This is a genomic window from Pseudomonas sp. BB438 (assembly GCF_057180225.1).
This window is the reverse complement of record NZ_CM170001.1, coordinates 5,869,656-5,888,330: the sequence shown is the minus strand read 5'-3', so window position 1 is coordinate 5,888,330 and position 18,675 is coordinate 5,869,656. Positions and strand designations below refer to the sequence as shown.

At 66.0% G+C, this 18,675-nt stretch carries 15 protein-coding genes and 1 riboswitch; of the genes, 13 read left to right on the top strand and 2 right to left on the bottom strand.

Annotated elements, in window-relative coordinates; genetic code table 11:
* Positions 1-74 precede the first annotated feature (74 nt).
* A complete protein-coding gene (locus tag AC1ZV1_RS27185) occupies positions 75-1,535 on the bottom strand; it encodes a TolC family outer membrane protein (RefSeq protein ID WP_484294460.1) in 1,461 nt (486 codons plus the stop codon).
* Between the two features lie 172 nt (positions 1,536-1,707).
* Positions 1,708-1,815: riboswitch (TPP riboswitch) on the top strand.
* A gap of 112 nt (positions 1,816-1,927) precedes the next feature.
* Between AC1ZV1_RS27185 and thiC the strand changes: the two genes are divergently transcribed.
* Positions 1,928-3,808, top strand: a complete 1,881-nt coding sequence (gene thiC, locus AC1ZV1_RS27180; protein WP_484294459.1) for a phosphomethylpyrimidine synthase ThiC — start codon at positions 1,928-1,930, stop codon at positions 3,806-3,808.
* 108 nt (positions 3,809-3,916) lie between these two features.
* Positions 3,917-5,206 carry a putative hydroxymethylpyrimidine transporter CytX gene (cytX, locus tag AC1ZV1_RS27175; RefSeq protein ID WP_484297650.1) on the top strand — a complete coding sequence of 430 codons (1,290 nt, stop codon included), beginning with the start codon at positions 3,917-3,919 and terminating at the stop codon, positions 5,204-5,206.
* A gap of 88 nt (positions 5,207-5,294) precedes the next feature.
* Here the strand turns inward: cytX and AC1ZV1_RS27170 are convergent, their stop codons facing one another.
* The gene (locus AC1ZV1_RS27170) at positions 5,295-6,047 is read right to left on the bottom strand and encodes an RsiV family protein (RefSeq protein ID WP_484294458.1); all 753 of its coding nucleotides are present in this window, start codon (positions 6,045-6,047) and stop codon (positions 5,295-5,297) included.
* A gap of 215 nt (positions 6,048-6,262) precedes the next feature.
* Between AC1ZV1_RS27170 and AC1ZV1_RS27165 the strand changes: the two genes are divergently transcribed.
* From AC1ZV1_RS27165 to AC1ZV1_RS27115, 11 genes are all read left to right on the top strand, one after another.
* Positions 6,263-6,880 carry an NUDIX domain-containing protein gene (locus AC1ZV1_RS27165; RefSeq protein WP_484294457.1) on the top strand — a complete coding sequence of 206 codons (618 nt, stop codon included), beginning with the start codon at positions 6,263-6,265 and terminating at the stop codon, positions 6,878-6,880.
* A complete protein-coding gene (locus AC1ZV1_RS27160; protein ID WP_169936051.1) occupies positions 6,871-7,329 on the top strand; it encodes a DUF1249 domain-containing protein in 459 nt (152 codons plus the stop codon). The genes AC1ZV1_RS27165 and AC1ZV1_RS27160 overlap by 10 nt, the downstream gene beginning before the upstream one ends.
* Positions 7,330-7,499: 170 nt before the next feature.
* A complete protein-coding gene (gene cpdA / locus AC1ZV1_RS27155) occupies positions 7,500-8,306 on the top strand; it encodes a 3',5'-cyclic-AMP phosphodiesterase (RefSeq protein ID WP_484294456.1) in 807 nt (268 codons plus the stop codon).
* 75 nt (positions 8,307-8,381) lie between these two features.
* Positions 8,382-9,011 (top strand): YqiA/YcfP family alpha/beta fold hydrolase, encoded by a 630-nt coding sequence (locus AC1ZV1_RS27150; protein ID WP_484294455.1) that lies wholly within the window; start codon positions 8,382-8,384, stop codon positions 9,009-9,011.
* Positions 9,012-9,022: 11 nt separating this feature from the next.
* Positions 9,023-10,918 (top strand): DNA topoisomerase IV subunit B, encoded by a 1,896-nt coding sequence (gene parE, locus AC1ZV1_RS27145; RefSeq protein ID WP_484294454.1) that lies wholly within the window; start codon positions 9,023-9,025, stop codon positions 10,916-10,918.
* Entirely contained in the window at positions 10,918-11,958 is a 1,041-nt protein-coding gene (locus tag AC1ZV1_RS27140) for an esterase-like activity of phytase family protein (protein WP_484294453.1), read from the top strand. Before parE ends, AC1ZV1_RS27140 begins: the two co-directional genes overlap by 1 nt.
* Positions 11,955-12,479 carry a retropepsin-like aspartic protease family protein gene (locus AC1ZV1_RS27135; RefSeq protein WP_484294452.1) on the top strand — a complete coding sequence of 175 codons (525 nt, stop codon included), beginning with the start codon at positions 11,955-11,957 and terminating at the stop codon, positions 12,477-12,479. The genes AC1ZV1_RS27140 and AC1ZV1_RS27135 overlap by 4 nt, the downstream gene beginning before the upstream one ends.
* Before the next feature lie 7 nt (positions 12,480-12,486).
* Entirely contained in the window at positions 12,487-14,751 is a 2,265-nt protein-coding gene (gene parC / locus AC1ZV1_RS27130) for a DNA topoisomerase IV subunit A (RefSeq protein WP_484294451.1), read from the top strand.
* Between the two features lie 151 nt (positions 14,752-14,902).
* On the top strand, positions 14,903-15,625 hold the full coding sequence (locus tag AC1ZV1_RS27125; RefSeq protein ID WP_484294450.1) for a PqiC family protein: 723 nt from the start codon (positions 14,903-14,905) through the stop codon (positions 15,623-15,625).
* A gap of 245 nt (positions 15,626-15,870) precedes the next feature.
* On the top strand, positions 15,871-17,427 hold the full coding sequence (locus tag AC1ZV1_RS27120; RefSeq protein ID WP_484297649.1) for an ArnT family glycosyltransferase: 1,557 nt from the start codon (positions 15,871-15,873) through the stop codon (positions 17,425-17,427).
* A complete protein-coding gene (locus tag AC1ZV1_RS27115; RefSeq protein WP_484294449.1) occupies positions 17,427-18,665 on the top strand; it encodes a metallophosphoesterase family protein in 1,239 nt (412 codons plus the stop codon). Before AC1ZV1_RS27120 ends, AC1ZV1_RS27115 begins: the two co-directional genes overlap by 1 nt.
* The last annotated feature ends 10 nt before the right edge of the window (positions 18,666-18,675 follow it).

Below are 18,675 nucleotides of genomic sequence, written 5' to 3'. Positions count from 1 at the left end.
TTCTGCGATCAATGCCAGGGCGATTGTCCGGCAAAAAAAAGCCCCGCGATGCGGGGCTTTTTCATGGAACTGGATCAGTACTTCGCGCCAGCCTTGAGTTGCGCCTCGGCCGCCTTGGCCAGGTCCGGCGGCAGGAAGTCCTTGTCCGGGTTGTAGTCCGGCTTCAGGTAGCTGCTCAAAGCCTCCAGGTCGCTCGGCGCGAGGGTGCCGGCGGTCTGCTTGAGACTCAGGTTGTCGAGGATGTAGTCGTAGCGGGTGTTGTTGTAGTCGCGCACCGAGTTGTACAGCGAACGCTGGGCGTCCAGTACGTCGACGACATTTCGGGTACCGACCTGGTAGCCGATCTCGGTGGCTTCCAGCGAGCTCTGGTTGGAAATGATCGCCTGGCGACGCGCTTTAACCTGCTCCACGTCGGTGTTCACCGCGCGGTGCTGGTTGCGGGCGTCCTGCACCACCTGGCGGCGCTGGCTTTCACGCAGCTGCTCGCTCTGGTTCAGGCGCTGGTAGGCCTCGCGAACCTGGGAGCTGGTCAGGCCGCCGCTGTAGATCGGCACGTTCAGCTGCAGGCCGATGCTGCTCTGGTCCACCCACTTGCCGTAGTGCGGGGTGTACGGGTCCGGGCCGCCGCTGTTGGTGAAACCCAGGGCATCGTTGTCACCTTTCTGGTATTGGGCAACGGCGTCGACGGTCGGCAGGTGACCGGCCTTGCGCTGGCGCAAGGTCTCTTCGGCGGCATCCACCGCGTAATTGCTGGCCTGCAGGCGCAGGTTCTGCTGTACCGAGGTATCCACCCAGGCCTTGGCGTCGTTGGGGATCGGCGCGACGACCGGCAGCGAGTGGAGGATGCCCTCGATGGCGCTGTACTCGCGGTTGGTCAGGGTGACCAGGGCCTGGAAGGCGTTATCCACCTGCTGTTCGGCCACCAGGCGGTTGGCCCGCGCGGTGTCGTAGCTGGCCTGGGATTCGAGCACGTCGGTCTTGTCGGAGAGGCCGACGTCGAAGCGTTCGTTGGACTGGTCGAGCTGGCGCTTGAACGCTGCTTCCTCAGCCTTGCTGGCGGCCAGGTTGTCCTGGGCGCGGAGCACGCCGAAGTAGGTCTGGGCGGTCTGCAGGATCAGTTGCTGCTGGGTCGCGGAGAATTCCAGCTGGGCCTGTTCGGTGGTGTTTTCCGCGGCCTTGAGCTGGAACCAGCGATCCGCGCGGAACAGCGGCTGGCTCAGGGTGGCCTGCACCAGCTGGGTGTTGCGGTTCAGCGTAGCGCTGGGGGTGTCCAGCGAGGTGCGGGTCGATCCGGTGCTGGCGCCGGCGTTGATCTGCGGCAGCAAGCCGGAGCGCGCCTGGGGCACGGCTTCCTTGCGCGCCATGTAGTCGGCCTGGGCAGCAGCGAGGTCGGCGTTGTTGTCGACGGCATCTTTATAGACGCTGATCAGGTCCGTCTTGGTGGGCAGAGAAGGTGCGGCCGGAGCGGGCTGAGCAGCCCAGGCAAAGCCTGTCGTTGCGGCTACAGCGACAGCCAGAGAGAGTCTGCGCAGCATTCGTTCATCCTGGAAAGTGATGCGAGGTGGGGCAAGGCTACGGTCGCCGCCGGTGGCGGTCAAGGCACGTTCGTACGAGCCTTCCGAGGCAGGAGTGTAGCTGCGTGTAGGCAATTGCGCGTTTTCGGCCGGGTGGCGTTGGCTAATCCGTGCGCACTTGATTAGACTGCGGGCGTTCTTGTCGGGGTGCCCCATTGCGAGGGGCTGAGATCGGATAGTTCCGGATCCCGTTGAACCTGATCGGGTTAGCACCCGCGTAGGGAACAAGAAGTACGCATCCCGCGGCGCATTCCGCCCCGGCCCCAGCCCTCTCCGGGATGCGTCCCTTCGCTGCAGCCAGCAGCTCCTCTCGTCCCAGGTTCTCCCCGGCAATCAACCCCAGGAGAGCCAGGATGAGCACCCAGAAGAACAACGTCACCCGCCTTGAACAGCTGGACCGCCAGTCGACCCAGCCCTTTCCGAATTCGAAGAAGGTCTACCTGACCGGCTCGCGCCCGGATATCCGCGTCCCCGTGCGGGAAATCTCCCTTGCCGACACCCCGACCGCCTTCGGCGGCGAGAAGAACGCTCCGGTGATGGTCTATGACACCTCCGGCCCCTACACCGACCCGGATGTCCGCATCGACCTGCGCAAGGGCCTGCCGGACGTGCGTTCGCGCTGGATCGACGAGCGCGGCGACACCGAAATCCTCCCGGGCCTGACCTCCGAGTTCGGCCAGTCGCGCCTGGCCGATGCCAGCCTCGACGCCCTGCGCTTCGCCCACGTGCGCACTCCGCGCCGCGCCAAGGCCGGCCGCAATGTCACGCAGATGCACTACGCACGCCAGGGCATCATCACGCCGGAGATGGAATACATCGCCATCCGCGAGAACATGAAGCTGCAGGAAGCCCGCGCCGCCGGCCTGCTCGACGCCCAGCATCCGGGGCAGAGCTTCGGTGCCAGCATTCCGAAGGACATCACCCCCGAGTTCGTCCGTGACGAAGTGGCCCGCGGCCGCGCGATCATCCCGGCGAACATCAACCACACCGAACTGGAACCGATGATCATCGGCCGCAACTTCCTGGTGAAGGTCAACGGCAACATCGGCAACAGCGCGCTGGGCTCCTCCATCGAGGAAGAAGTCGAGAAGCTCACCTGGGGCATCCGCTGGGGCGCCGACACGGTGATGGACCTGTCCACCGGCAAGCACATCCACGAAACCCGCGAGTGGATCCTGCGCAACAGCCCGGTACCGATTGGCACCGTGCCGATCTACCAGGCGCTGGAGAAGGTCAACGGCGTCGCCGAGGACCTGACCTGGGAAATCTTCCGCGACACCCTGATCGAACAGGCTGAGCAGGGCGTGGACTACTTCACCATCCACGCGGGCGTGCTGCTGCGCTACGTGCCGCTGACCGCCAAGCGCGTCACCGGCATCGTTTCGCGCGGCGGCTCGATCATGGCCAAGTGGTGCCTGGCCCATCACCAGGAGAATTTCCTCTACACCCACTTCGAGGAAATCTGCCAGATCATGAAGGCCTACGACGTCAGCTTCTCGCTGGGCGACGGCCTGCGTCCGGGCTCGGTGGCCGACGCCAACGACGCCGCGCAGTTCGGCGAGCTGGAAACCCTTGGCGAGCTGACTCGCATCGCCTGGAAACATGACGTCCAGGTGCTGATCGAAGGTCCCGGCCACGTGCCGATGCACCTGATCAAGGAGAACATGGACAAGCAGCTGGAATGCTGCGACGAGGCACCGTTCTACACCCTCGGCCCGCTGACTACCGACATCGCGCCGGGCTACGACCACATCACCTCGGGCATCGGCGCGGCGATGATCGGCTGGTTCGGCTGCGCCATGCTCTGCTACGTCACGCCCAAGGAGCACCTGGGCCTGCCGAACAAGGATGACGTGAAGACCGGCATCATCACCTACAAGATCGCCGCACACGCCGCCGACCTCGCCAAGGGGCATCCGGGCGCGCAGATCCGCGACAATGCGCTGTCCAAGGCGCGCTTCGAGTTCCGCTGGGAAGACCAGTTCAACCTCGGCCTGGACCCGGACACCGCACGCGCCTTCCACGACGAGACCTTGCCCAAGGACTCGGCGAAGGTGGCGCACTTCTGCTCCATGTGCGGGCCGAAATTCTGTTCCATGAAGATCACCCAGGAAGTTCGCGACTACGCCAAGGAAAACGGCCTGACCGATGAGCAGAAGGCCATCGAGGCCGGCTTCCAGGAGCAGGCTGCGCGCTTCAAGGACGAAGGCTCGGTGATCTACAAGCAGGTGTGACCGGTCGTGCTCACCCTTGACGAAAAGGGTGGGCAGACTTGTAGGAGCGAGCAAGCTTGCTCCTACGAAAAACAACAAAATCCAATCCAACCTTCGAGCCCTGCACGCATCGTGACCACTACCGCCATCGACTATTCACCGACTTCCGCCGTGGGCAGCGCCCAGCGCGTGCTCGGCCTGCGCGACCTGTTCTCCCTCTGGTTCTCCCTGGGCATCGGCCTGATGGTGCTGCAGACCGGCGCCTTGCTGGCACCGGGCCTGGGCCTGGCCGGCGCGTTCGGCGCGATCCTGCTCGGCACCCTGGTCGGCGTGCTGTTGCTGGCCAGCGCCGGGGTGATCGGCACCGACACCGGCCTGTCCGCCATGGCCTCGCTCAAGCTGAGCCTGGGCAGCCACGGCGCCGCGCTGCCGGCGCTGCTCAACCTGATGCAACTGATTGGCTGGGGCGCCTTCGAGATCATCGTCATGCGCGATGCCGCCAGCCTGCTGGCGAGCCGTGCCTTCGGCGAAAGCAGCCTGTGGACCAACCCGGCCCTCTGGACCCTGGTGTTCGGCGCGCTGGCGACGCTGCTGGCGGTCGCCGGACCGCTCGCCTTCGTGCGCCGCGTGCTGCGCCGCTGGGGTATCTGGCTATTGCTCGCCGCATGCATCTGGCTGACCTTCGACCTGTTCAGGCGCGCCGACCTGGCCGCGCTCTGGGCCAAGGCCGGCGACGGTTCGCTGTCGTTCGCCGTGGGCTTCGACATCGCCATCGCCATGCCGCTGTCCTGGCTGCCGCTGATCGCCGACTACTCGCGCTTTGGCAAGCGCGCCGCGCACACCTTCACCGGCGCGGCGCTGGGCTTCTTCATCGGCTGCTTCTGGCTGATGGGGCTGGGCGTGGCCTACACCCTGGCGTTCGCCCAGGGCAGCGACGCCAATGCGCTGCTGCTGGCGCTGGCCGGCGCCGGGATGGGCATTCCGCTGCTGCTGATCCTGCTGGACGAGTCGGAAAAGGCCTTCGCCGACATCCACTCGGCGGCGGTTTCCAGCGGCATCCTGCTGCCGTTGAAGGTCGAATTGCTGGCCCTGGCCATCGGCGTGATCTGCACCCTGATCGCCTGGTTCGCGCCGCTTGCGCAGTACCAGAACTTCCTGCTGCTGATCGGCTCGGTGTTCGCTCCGCTATTCGGCGTGGTGCTGATCGACCACTTCGTCCTGCGCCGCCGCGCGCCGGCCGCAATTCCCCATGGCCTGCGCTGGGGTTCGCTGATCGCCTGGGGCGGTGGTGTCGTGGTGTATCACCTGCTGGCGAACTACCAGCCTGATCTGGGCGCGACGCTGCCGGCGCTGGTGGTGGCGGGTGTGCTGCAGTTGTTGCTGGGGCGGGTCGGCATGAAGCTGTCGGCTTCGGCGTGATGTGCCGCGCGGACATCGCCCGCTCCTACACGAATACCAACCGGTAGGAGCGCGCCATGTCCGCGATGACGTGCCGGTGGCTCGGGGCTTACTGCGCCCCACGCCCCGGGAAGTAGTAGGTCTTCACGATGCCGTTCAGGCGCGGATACGGAATCTTCAGCTCCGGATGCCCGACCGAATGTGGGGCGATGCGGTCGATGTCGTACTTGAGCGTCATCGCGCCGAAGGTCAGGGCGAAGTGCTCGGTCGGCTGGAACGGCCAGTTCTTCGAGAAGTTCGGGTCCTGCTCGTCCAGCTTGTTCTGCAGGATCCACGCCTGGTGCGCCATGCGCGCCACTTTCCAGAAGTTGTCCTCCTGGCCGGGCAGGAGAATGTCCTGCAGGGTGAGCACCTTGTGGATCCGTCGATCATAATTGATGAACGCGCGGCCAGGCTGGCCGTACTCGCCACCGGTGAAGCGATAGCTGGACAGCTCGATGATCACCAGACCGTCATGCTGTTCGCGGATCTTCGCTTGCAGGTAGGAGCTCCAGCCGGGCTGTGCCGAATCGAGGAAGCGTTTCTCGTAGACATCCAGGCTGGCGGGTGCCGCACCTTCGCCGTCGCGGGCCAGCTGGAGCAACTGGGTGTTGATCGCATCATTGAGCGCCGGTTCGTCGTCGAAGCTGACGGTATCGAGGTTGAACAGCGGGCATTGCTCGCCCTGACAACCCGGCCTCGGATGTTCGAACGCGGTGTGTTGCGCGGGAAGCGGCTCGTCGAGCGAGGGCTTGAACAGACCCTGGCACGCCCCCAGTAACAGGCAGATGCTGCCCAGGGCGGCAAGTTTCAGAAGTCGCATGGGAATCCTTGTCGTTGACGTTCGCCGGCAATGGAGTGGTTCGACCGCCGTCGGCGCTGCCGGTTCGGCGGCAGATTATGAACCACTTTGAGAACCACGGCTGCGTGCGACGGTCACAGTCAGCCTGGCTGTCCGCTTGCGGGCGAAAGAGGCTGCGTCGCCCTCGGCGGCGCGATAGGATGGCGCGAAGTTCAACGCACAGTGAGTAGAACGGGATGTCGGAAACGTTCAAACCAGGTCCCCAGGACATCGAAATCCAGGAGCGCGAGCAGTGCTTCAAGGGTTTCTACAAGGTCGACCGCCTGCGCCTGCGGCACCGCCAGTTCGCCGGCGGCATGGGCCCGCTGCTGACTCGCGAGCTGTTCGTGCGCCACGATGCCGTGTGCGTGCTGCCCTACGATCCGCAGCGCGACGAAGTGGTGCTGATCGAGCAGTTCCGCGTGGGCGCCATGGATGCCGGGGTCAACCCCTGGCTGATGGAGCTGGTCGCCGGGCTGATCGACAAGGACGAGGAGCCCGAGGAAGTCGCCCGCCGCGAAGCGGTGGAAGAGGCCGGCCTGACCCTCGGCGCGCTGTGGCCGATCGCCCAGTACCTGCCGTCGCCCGGCGGCAGCAACGAGCTGGTGCACCTGTTCGTCGGCCGCTGCGACAGCAGCAACGCATCAGGTGTCCACGGGCTGGAGGAGGAGGGCGAGGACATCCGCGTCCACGTCATGCCGTTCGAAGAAGCATTGCAGGCCGTGCGTGACGGCCGTATCAACAACGCGGCGAGCATGCTCGCCCTGCAATGGCTGGCGCTGAATCGCGCCGAGGTAAGGGGGTTATGGGTGTGAATCTGCTGCGCGAGCGCTATCGCGTCGACCTGGCGGGTCTGCAGGCGACCTGCGAGGCGAACTACTTGCGCCTGATGCGCCTGTTGCCGGAGATGCGCGAGACCCAGGTCTCGCGCCGCGTCGCGCTCAGCGAAGGCGAGCGGCTGCTCGGCGTGCTGGCGCTGGATGTGATCGAAGCCTGCCCCTACACCACCGTGCTGCAGGTGCGCCAGGAGCTGGGCCTGCCCTGGCTGCCGGCGCCGAAGCTGGAAGTACGGGTGTACCACGATGCGCGCATGGCCGAGGTGGTCGGCGCCGAGCAGGCCCGTCGCCTGCTGGCGATCTACCCCTATCCGAACCAGGCCATGCACCAGCCGGATGAGAAGAACCAGCTCAACCAGTTCCTCGGCGAATGGCTGAGCCACTGCCTGTCCTGCGGGCATGAACTGGAACCGGTGCTGCAGCGCTGAAATTGCGATGATGGCGAAATGGCATGTCTGTGCCATGTTATCCTGCCCGCCCATCGCACACTCGTGTCCCTAACTGTGATCTGTGACGCTTTCCCGGTTTGCTCAGGGGGGCGCCTGTCACCATACTTCGTCACGAATCCCCGCACGCCCGCCTCACAGGAGAAGGCGCATTGCCCCAGCCCACCGCTTCCGATTCCGTCCTGGTCGTCCAGCTTTCCGACAGTCACCTGTTCGCCGAAGAGAATGGCCGGCTGCTGGGCATGGATACGGCCGACAGCCTGAGCCAGGTGGTACGCCTGGTGGGCGAGGAACAACCGGTGATCGACCTGGCACTCGCCACGGGTGACCTCTCCCAGGATGGCTCGGTCGAGTCCTACGAGCGTTTCCGCGCCATTACTTCGTCGATCACTGCGCCGATCCGCTGGTTCCCCGGCAATCACGACGAGATGGGGCCGATGCGCGAAGCCGCTGCCGGCACCGACCTGCTCGAACCGGTGATCGACCTCGGCGCCTGGCGGGTGATCCTGCTGGACTCCACCATTCCCGGGGCGGTGCCGGGGCAAATGACCGTCGAGCAGATCCACTTGCTGGAGCGTGCCATCCAGGCCGCGCCCGACAAGCACCTGCTGATCAGCTTCCACCATCATCCGGTGCCCATTGGTAGCCAGTGGATGGACCGTATTGGCATCTACAACCCGGAGCGGCTGTTTGCCGTGCTCGACCGACATCCGAACGTGCGCTGCCTGCTCTGGGGGCATGTGCACCAGGAGATCGACCGGATGCGCGGCGATGTGCGCCTGCTGGCCTCGCCGTCCACCTGTGTGCAGTTCACGCCGGGCAGCGAGGACTTCTGTGTCGACAGTCCTGCGCCGGGCTACCGCTGGCTGCGCCTGCTGCCCGATGGTCGGGTGGAAACCGGCGTTTCACGGGTGACCGACATCGAGTTCGAAGTCGACTACAGCATCAAGGGTTATTGATCGGTCACGCTTCGAACGCCTTGCGACGCTGACCCACTTGCGGCATGCCGCTTGCAGCTTGTAGCCTCCCGGCCCATGACCGCATTCCTCTATATCCACGGATTCAACAGTTCGCCCGGCTCGCAGAAGGCGCGCCAGTTCACGGCCGCCATGGAGCGCTTGGGACTGGCCGATCAGCTGCGCGTCCCTGCGCTGCACCATCACCCGCGCCAGGCCATGGCGCAGCTCGAGTCCGCCGTCGCCGAACTGGGTCAGCCATTGCTGATCGGCAGTTCCCTGGGCGGTTACTACGCGACGTACCTGGCCGAGCGCCATGGCCTCAAGGCTGTGCTGATCAACCCTGCCGTGGCGCCGCACCGGCTGTTCGACGGCCAGCTCGGCCCGCAGACCAACTATTACAGCGGCGAAACCTGGGAACTGACCCTGGATCACGTCGCCGCCCTGGCGGAACTGGAAGTCCCCGCGCCCACCGACGCCTCGCGCTACCAGGTGTGGCTGCAGACCGCCGACGAAACCCTCGACTACCGCGCTGCCGAGCGTTATTACCGGGCGGCTGCGCTGCGCATCGAGTCCGGCGGCGACCACGGCTTCCAGCGCTTCGTCAGCCATCTGCCGGCGCTCCTGGCTTTTGCCGGGGTGCCTTCCAGCCAGTGGCGCGACGTGAATTTCTCCGACTTTGAAGCCATCACTTCTTCGACTGATTAAGCAGGAACCCCATGGCCCAGCAGAACGCCTATAACGCAGACGCCATCGAGGTTCTCTCCGGCCTCGACCCGGTGCGCAAGCGCCCGGGCATGTACACCGACACCTCGCGGCCCAACCACCTGGCCCAGGAAGTGATCGACAACAGCGTCGACGAAGCCCTCGCCGGCCATGCCAAGAGCGTGCAGGTGATTCTCCACGAGGACAACTCGCTGGAAGTCATCGACGATGGTCGCGGCATGCCGGTCGACATTCACCCTGAAGAGGGCGTGCCTGGCGTCGAGCTGATCCTCACCAAGCTGCACGCCGGCGGCAAGTTCTCCAACAAGAACTACCAGTTCTCCGGCGGCCTGCACGGCGTGGGCATCTCGGTGGTGAACGCGCTGTCGACCCTGGTCGAGGTGCGGGTCAAGCGCGACGGCAACGAATACCGCATGACCTTCGCCGACGGCTTCAAGTCCAGCGACCTGGAAGTGATCGGCACCGTCGGCAAGCGCAACACCGGTACCAGCGTGCACTTCTGGCCGGACGCCAAGTATTTCGACTCGCACAAGTTCTCCGTCAGCCGCCTGAAGCACGTGCTCAAGGCCAAGGCCGTGCTGTGCCCGGGCCTGCTGGTCACCTTCGAGGACAAGTCCACCGGCGAGCGTATCGAGTGGCACTACGAGGACGGCCTGCGTTCCTACCTGGTCGACTCGGTTTCCGAGAACGTCCGCCTGCCCGACGAGCCCTTCTGCGGCGCGCTGGCCGGCAACAAGGAAGCGGTGGACTGGGCCCTGCTGTGGCTGCCCGAAGGTGGCGAGTCGCTGCAGGAAAGCTACGTCAACCTGATTCCCACGGCGCAGGGCGGCACCCACGTCAACGGCCTGCGCCAGGGCCTGCTGGACGCGATGCGCGAGTTCTGCGAGTTCCGCAACCTGCTGCCGCGCGGCGTGAAGCTGGCGCCGGAAGACGTCTGGGAGCGCATCGCCTTCGTGCTCTCGATGAAGATGCAGGAGCCGCAGTTCTCCGGTCAGACCAAGGAGCGCCTGTCATCCCGCGAGGCCGCCGCGTTCGTCTCTGGCGTGGTCAAGGATGCCTTCAGCCTATGGCTCAATGCGCACCCCGAGTTGGGGCTGCAACTGGCCGAGCTGGCCATCAGCAATGCCGGCCGCCGCCTCAAGGCGGGCAAGAAGGTCGAGCGCAAGAAGGTTACCCAGGGCCCGGCGCTGCCCGGCAAGCTGGCCGACTGCGCAGGGCAGGACCCGATGCGTGCCGAGTTGTTCCTGGTGGAAGGTGACTCCGCCGGCGGCTCGGCCAAGCAGGCGCGGGACAAGGAATTCCAGGCGATCATGCCGCTGCGCGGCAAGATCCTGAACACCTGGGAAGTGGATGGCGGCGAGGTCCTCGCCAGCCAGGAAGTCCACGACATCGCCGTGGCCATCGGCGTCGACCCGGGCGCGGCCGACCTCAGCCAGTTGCGTTACGGCAAGATCTGCATCCTCGCCGACGCCGACTCCGACGGCCTGCACATCGCCACCCTGCTGTGCGCACTGTTCGTCCGCCACTTCCGCCCGCTGGTGGAAGCCGGCCACGTCTACGTCGCCATGCCGCCGCTGTTCCGTATCGACCTGGGCAAGGAGGTCTTCTATGCCCTGGACGAGGCCGAGCGCGACGGCATCCTCGACCGCCTGGCGGCGGAGAAGCGCCGTGGCAAGCCGCAGGTCACGCGATTCAAGGGCCTGGGCGAGATGAACCCGCCGCAGCTGCGTGAAACCACCATGGACCCGAATACCCGCCGTCTGGTCCAGCTGACCCTGGAAGACGCCGAGAGCACCGTGGAAATCATGGATATGCTGCTGGCCAAGAAGCGCGCCAGCGACCGCAAATCCTGGCTGGAAACCAAGGGCAACCTGGCGGACTTCGCCTGATGCGCTGGTTGCTGGCCTCTCTCGGCCTGTTCGCCGGCCTCGCGGTCGCCGCCCAACCGGCAGCGGAGTCGCCGAGGACGGCTGCACCGGCTGCTGCACCCATGGCGGCGGCTTCGTTGCAGTTCGTCGCCGAACACCCGGTGGAAGGGATGCCCAGTGGCAACCTGTCCGGCCTCGCGCTGTGCGGCAACGAGATGTGGACCGTGTCCGACCGCGACGACGACCGCCTCTATCGGCTGCTGATCGACGAGACGCCGGGCAAGGCCTGGCAAGCCACCGCCGAACCCTTCGTGGTGCCAGGCGCGCCGGAAAGCGGCCTGTCCTGGGGTACTCGTGCGCGAGTCAGCATCGGCGGCCTGCTGCGCGGCGGTGCCATGGACTTCGAAGGCATCAGCTGTGATCAGGCGGGCAACCGCTATGTGGTCAGCGAAGGGTATGCCGCAGTGCTGCTGCTGCCTGCCGTCGGCGAGCCGAGCTGGCTGCCCTTGCCGCAGAGCCTGCTGCGCCAGGCGCGTGCCAGCGGCCTGCTGATGGAATTCAATGCGCTCTACGAGGGCATCGCCGTCAGCGCCGATGGCAAGCAGTTGTGGCTGGCCGCCGAGCGTCAGCGCCGTGGACTGCTCAAGGTGCGCAACGAGAACGGCACCTGGAAGTGCGAAGGCAACTGCGTGATGCTCAGTGAGGGTGGTACTGCGCTGCCGCCGCCGGAGCTAGGGGGGGATCGCGCGCTGCCGATCGACTTTTCCGACCTGGCGCTATACAAGGACAAGCTGTTTACCCTCGAGCGTCTGGCGCACCAGATCTGCCGCCGCGATGCCAAGACCGGTGCGCAGGAGCTGTGCTGGTCCTTCGCCGCCGGTGCACTGGCTCCGGAGCGCCGCTATGACCTGCCGTACGGTGTGGCCGAGGCGCTGATCCTTGACGACCAGGGGGCCTGGATCGGACTGGACAACGGCGATCATGCGCGCGCCGATGGCGACGGACGCCCCTACGTGCTGCGCTTCGCGGCGCCGGCCGGTGGCTGGCTTGGTGGTAAATGAGCGACGCGGTGCCGGGCAAGCGAGTTGGCAAGGTCATGATGTTCCTCGCCTGGGGCGCGGGCATCCTGCTGGCCACCCACTATTTCGGCGCCTGGGAAACCCGTCAGCACAATCCCAATCCACAGCCGCAGTCGACCCGTGGCGAGGGGTACGTGGAAGTGCGGCTGATCGGCAATCGTGCCGGCCACTACGTAGTGGATGGCCGGATCGGCGGCGAGACGGTGACCTTCATGCTCGACACCGGCGCCACCCAGGTGGCTCTGCCGCAACGCCTGGCCGACCGCCTCGGCCTGCCGCGTGGCTTGCCGGTGACCCTGGACACCGCCAACGGCCGCAGTCAGGGCTGGCGCACGCGCCTGCCCAGCCTGCAGCTTGGCGACATCCGCCTGACCGATGTGCCGGCGTTGATCGCGCCGGGCATGGAAGGCGACGAGGTGCTGCTCGGCATGAGCGCACTCAGACAACTGGATTTCACCCAGCAGGACGGCACTCTGGTGCTGCGCCAGCGATCTACCCCGTGAGGCACGCATGAGCGAAACCCTCGATCTGAGTCTGGAGGGCGTGGAGCGCCGGTCACTGGCCGACTTCACCGAACAGGCTTACCTGAACTACTCCATGTACGTGATCATGGACCGCGCCCTGCCACACATCGGCGACGGCCTGAAGCCCGTGCAGCGGCGTATCGTCTACGCCATGAGCGAACTGGGCCTGGACGCGGACGCCAAGCACAAGAAATCGGCGCGTACCGTCGGTGACGTACTGGGCAAGTACCACCCCCACGGCGACTCGGCGTGCTACGAGGCCATGGTGCTGATGGCCCAGCCGTTCTCCTACCGCTACCCGCTGGTGGATGGACAGGGCAACTGGGGGGCGCCGGACGATCCCAAGTCCTTCGCCGCCATGCGATACACCGAAGCCCGTCTGTCGCGCTACGCCGAGACCCTGCTGTCGGAGCTCGGCCAGGGCACCGCGGACTGGGTACCGAACTTCGACGGCACCCTGGACGAGCCGGCCGTGCTGCCGGCGCGCCTGCCCAACTTGCTGCTCAACGGCACCACGGGCATCGCCGTGGGCATGGCCACCGACATTCCGCCGCACAACCTGCGCGAAGTGGCCGCCGCCTGCGTGCACCTGCTGGACAATCCGGGCTCCACCGTCGCCGACCTGATCGATTTCGTCCCGGGGCCGGATTTCCCCACCGAAGCGGAAATCATCACCCCGCGCGGCGACCTGCAGAAGATCTACGAAACCGGCCGCGGCTCGGTGCGCATGCGCGCCGTGTACCGCGTCGAGGACGGAGACATCGTGGTCACCGCGCTGCCGCACCAGGTCTCCGGGGCCAAGGTGCTGGAACAGATCGCAGGGCAAATGCAGGCCAAGAAGCTGCCGATGGTGGCCGACCTGCGCGACGAGTCGGATCACGAGAACCCGACCCGCATCGTCATCATCCCGCGCTCCAACCGAGTGGACGCCGAAGAGCTGATGACCCACCTGTTCGCCACCACCGACCTGGAAAGCTCGTACCGGGTGAACATGAACGTCATCGGTCTGGACGGCAAACCTCAGGTCAAGGACCTGCGTCAGGTACTGAGCGAGTGGCTGACCTACCGCACCGACACCGTGCGCCGTCGCCTGCAGTTCCGCCTGGACAAGGTCGAGAAGCGCCTGCACCTGTTGGAAGGTTTGCTGGTCGCCTTCCTCAACCTCGACGAGGTCATCCACATCATCCGCACCGAGGACCAGCCCAAGCCGGTCCTGATGCAGCGCTTCGAACTCTCCGAGCTGCAGGCCGACTACATCCTCGACACCCGCCTGCGTCAGCTGGCGCGCCTGGAAGAGATGAAGATCCGCGGCGAGCAGGACGAGTTGGCCAAGGAGCGCGCCAGGCTGCTGGCGATCCTGGGTTCCAACGCCAAGCTGCGCAAGCTGGTGCGCGATGAGCTGGTTGCCGACGCCGAAACCTATGGCGACGACCGTCGCTCGCCCATTGTCGCCCGCGCCGAGGCCCGCGCACTGTCGGAAACCGAGCTGATGCCGACCGAGCCGGTGACCGTGGTGCTGTCCGAGAAGGGCTGGGTGCGCTGCGCCAAGGGCCACGACATCGATGCCACCGGTTTGTCGTACAAGGCCGGCGACGGCTTCAAGGCGGCCGCGCCGGGCCGCTCGAACCAGTACGCGGTGTTCATCGATTCCACCGGCCGCAGCTACTCGCTGGCCGCCCACAGCCTGCCGTCCGCCCGCGGCCAGGGCGAGCCGCTCACCGGCCGCCTGACCCCGCCACCAGGCGCATCCTTCGATCGCGTGCTGCTGCCGGAGGATAATGCTCTTTATGTATTGGCCTCCGACGCTGGCTACGGTTTCGTCGCCAAGGGCGAGGACATGCAGGCCAAGAACAAGGCCGGCAAGGCCCTGCTCAGCCTGCCCAACGGCGCACTGGTAATGGCGCCGCGACCGGTCGCCGACGTCGAGCAGGACTGGATCGCCGCCGTCACCACCGAAGGCCGTCTGCTGCTGTTCAAGGTGTCCGACCTGCCGCAGCTGGCGAAGGGCAAGGGCAACAAGATCATCAGTGTGCCGGGCGACCGCGTGGCGAGCCGCGAGGAGTACCTCACCGACCTCGCCGTTCTGCCGACGGGTGCAACCCTGGCGCTGCAGGCCGGCAAGCGGACGCTCTCGCTCAAGGGCGACGACCTGGAGCACTACAAGGGCGAGCGGGGCCGTCGGGGCAACAAACTGCCGCGCGGTTTTCAGCGAGTGGATGCCTTGCTGGTAGAATCGCTGTCTCAGGATTGAAACGCGGCTCGATACACTCTGCCTCTGGAGCTGAGGCGCCGGTTAAGGGATGATACGTCCCTTTGGGTAACCGGCGCCTTTGCGCGTTGCCTGAAGTCATATTCGTTTTGTTGGAAGTAGCGCCGAATTTCGGCGAATGACGGTGATCCAGATGAGCGCTTTGCGCGTCTTGGCCTATCTTTCCCTCGCCAGTCTCCTGGGACTGGCGGGGTGTACGGTGAATCGCCCCACCCAGCTGTACCAGCTGGATGCAGGTCCCGTTCCGGTTCCGGAGCGGGACAACGGCGTCGCTGTGCTCCTCGGTCCGGTATCCCTGGCCGATTACCTGAAGCGCGAGACCATGGTCCAGCGCCAGGCTGACGGAATCCTCAACCTCTCCACCGAGGCCCGCTGGGCCGGCAGCCTGGAGACCAACGTCAGTCAACAGCTGATGCGCCTGCTGTCCGGCGAGCTGGATAGCACCCGCCTGGCGCTGTTCCCGGAGAAACCGGGCTTCACGCCGCAGGTACAGGTCATGCTGACCATCAGCCGCCTGGACTCCGGCCCCAAGGAGCCGGCGGTGCTGGAGGCGCGCTGGCGTCTGCTCGACCAAAAGGGCGAGCTGCGTGACAGCCGCGTCTTCCGTGAGGAAGAAGCGCATTCGGGTAGCGTGCAGGATCAGGTTCGTGCGCAGGGCGATCTGCTGCGCAAGCTGTCCGTGCAGCTGGCCCGTGACGTGCGACCTGTTGCCGCGGCGGTCGCCGAGCAACAGGCTGCGCCCGTGCGCAAGCCGGCGGTGGCCAACACCGAGCAGGTCGCCAAGCCCAAGGAAGAGGGGCCGAAAATCCCGCTGGTGGTGCCGATCCGCACCGATGTCGAGGTCTATCGCTTCTAGGTGGACCTGGGCGATCGCAATACGGACGGTCCGCAAGGCATAGCTTTGCGGGCCGTTTTGCTTCTGCCGTGGCCTGTTTTGACATCTTCTTGACGGCTCCTGTGGTATCTACGGGCGCTTGTGCAGGTTATTGGCGCACGGACGTTTTCCGTGCGGAACCTGCGAGAGACTCTCGCGTGTCGTCACTTCCCAACATTCCCGGTGTTCAGGCGGATCCTGCCCTGAGTCGTCAGACGTTTTGCGTGATGCTGGCGGCGCTGGTGCTGTTCCTGCTCGGCGTGCAGGGCGACGCCTTTGTCGGCTTCGACTCGCGCTTCGTGCTGTTCGCGCGCGAGATGCTGCGCCATGGGCCGAGTTGGTTCCCGACCACCTACGGCGCCCCCTATCCGGATTACCCGGCTACCTCGACCTTCCTGACCTACCTGCTGTCGCTGCCGGCCGGGCGGGTCACGGAGCTGACCGCCTGGCTGCCCACCGCGCTGGCGGCGGCGATCTGCACCGGTGTGGTGTTCCGTCTGGTGGCGCCGTTCTCCCGCTCCTGGGCACTGATCAGCGTGGCCATGCTGCTGCTGACGGCCACGTTCGTCAGCGAAACCCGTGCGGTCTCCCTTGACCTGATGGTCGCTGCCGTCGGTCTGCTGGCCTTCTACGTCGCATTCCACGCCGAGCGCCATGGCGTGGCGGGTTTGCTGCTGCGTCTGCTGCCCCTGCTGCTTGCCGGCTTCGCGCTGCGCGGCCCGCTGGGACTGGTGGTGCCGGCGGGCATGGTGTGCAGCCAGTTGTTGCTGGACCGGCGCTGGAAACCGCTGTTTGCCTTTTCGGCGAGTGCGCTGGCGCTGCTGATCCTCTGCGTGTTCGCCCTGATTGGCCTGGCTCGCGCCGCTGGCGGCGAGGTCTTCGTGCAAGACGTCCTGCGGATGCAGGTGATCGGCCGCCTGGACGGCTCCGCCGGGTCCAGCGATGCGCTGTATTACTTCCGCAGCTCGCTGGGCAACTACGCCCTGGCCTTCCCGCTGGCGCTGCCGGCACTGGCGCTGGTCTGGCAGCGACGCCGCGAGCCGGCATTCCGGCTGGTGGCTGGCTGTGCCCTGGCCGCGCTGGTGGTGATGGCGGGCCTGTCCGTGCCGCAGGCCAAGAAGGCCCGCTACATCATTGCCCTGGCGCCGCTGGCGGCCATTGTCGCGGGCTATCCCTTCATGGTCGCCGGCAGTCGACTGGCGCAGGTGCTCCGCGGCCTGCTTCGGGTGCTGTGGCTGGCGTTGCCGGCTCTGTTGCTGGCCGGCTTGTGGCTGGCCTGGAAGCGCTACCCGCAGGAACTCGCAGCCCTGGGCTGGCGCCTGCCGACCGCCATCGTGGCGCTCGCCGCGCTACTGGTACTGGGCGCGCTGCGCTGGCGGCAGCCGGCGGCATTGTCCCTCGGGGCAGCGCTGGCGCTGTGGGCGAGCTACATCCTGGTCTTCGAACCGGTGGAGCATCGCCTGTACGACAGCCAGGCATTCTCCCGCGAGCTGGTCCGCCAGTTGGACGCACAACCCGCGCCGCTGGTGCTTTATGGCATGGCGCCGGATGCGCGGGCGATCAAGCTGATGGTCAACCTCGACCGGGACCTGCAGCCGTTGTTCGCCGATCGTCCCGAGGCATTCGTGGCGCAGCCTGGCCCGTTCTACCTGATGATCCAGGTGCGCGATGCCGAACGTGTCAGGGCGGCTCTGCCAGCGGCCGCGCAGACGTTGTTCGAGGGCCGCTTCGACAATGACAGCTACCGCCTGCTGCGGCTCCCGGGAGCGGGCTCCAGACCGTGATGAAAGCACTGACCTCCCTGTTGGCCTGCTGCCTGTTGCTGGGCGGCTGCGGTGATTCCGACACCCAGGATGTGGTGGAGCGGGATCAGGCGTTCTTCCGCCAGCACCCGCTACCGCCCTTGGAGATCGCGCCTGGCGGCGGCAGCTTTGTATTGCCGCTATTGCCGGACACCCAGTTCTACGCGGAGAACAACCACCGCAGACGCCCCCTGTTCCGCAGCGAGCAGCGCTTCCCAGGACTGCCGTACCAACCGGCGCTGGCATTCTTCGCCCAGACCTTCTGGCTGGCCAAGTATGCCGAGGCGCTGCAGGTGCCGATGGTGGTCCATCTGGGCGACGTCGTTGAAAACGCCGGTGTTGCCGCCCAGTGGCAAACCGCCAGCGGGGCCATGCGGACACTGGAAGAGCGTGGCGTCCCCTATAGCATCGCCACCGGCGAGCGTGACGTGCACGACGAAGCCAGCAGCGATGATCGTCGGTCGTTCCTCGACCGCTTCGGTGACCACTTCGGGCCCGAGCGCGCGGCCTGGCAGAGCACGTATGTCGGTAGCGATCCGAGGGGCCTGAGCCAGGTGCACCTGTTCCAGCGCTACGGGCAGTCCTTCCTCCTGCTGGCGCTGGACTGGAACCCCTCCGAGGCGACCCTGGCATGGGCGCAGAGCGTCATCGACGAGCATCCCCATGTGCCGGTGATCCTCGCCTCCCACAGCATCCTGCGGCGCAGCGACGTCGGCGTCGCGGAGCTGTCCCGCGAGGAGAACTCCAGCGGCAGGTTGCTGTGGGATCGCCTGATCCGTCGCAACGACCAGATTTTCCTCACGCTCAATGCCCACTCCGACGGTGCTGCGCACACCCGGATGGTCAATGACCGGGGCCACAGCGTGGACATGGTGATGGTCGACTACCAGCACCAGTATCTGGGGGGCAACGGCCTGATGCAGTTGCTGGAACTGGACCTGGGACGCAACAGCCTGGCCGGGTTGTCCCTGTCGCCCTGGGTGCTGTGGAAGCGCCAGGTCTATCCGCAGGCCTACAAGCCCTGCGAGTCCTTGGAGGCGATGCGTGATTGCGACCAGTTGATGCCGGAGGATTCACCCGGCTGGGACAACCGCTTCGAGGTCGAGCTGGATTACCAGGCGCGGTTCAGCAGCTTCCAGGGCTACAGTGCCGAGCTTCCCTTGCAGAGCCAGCAGGCGCCGTTGCTCGAGCAACTTCACGCACAGTTGGGCAGGCACTGACACCGCATCA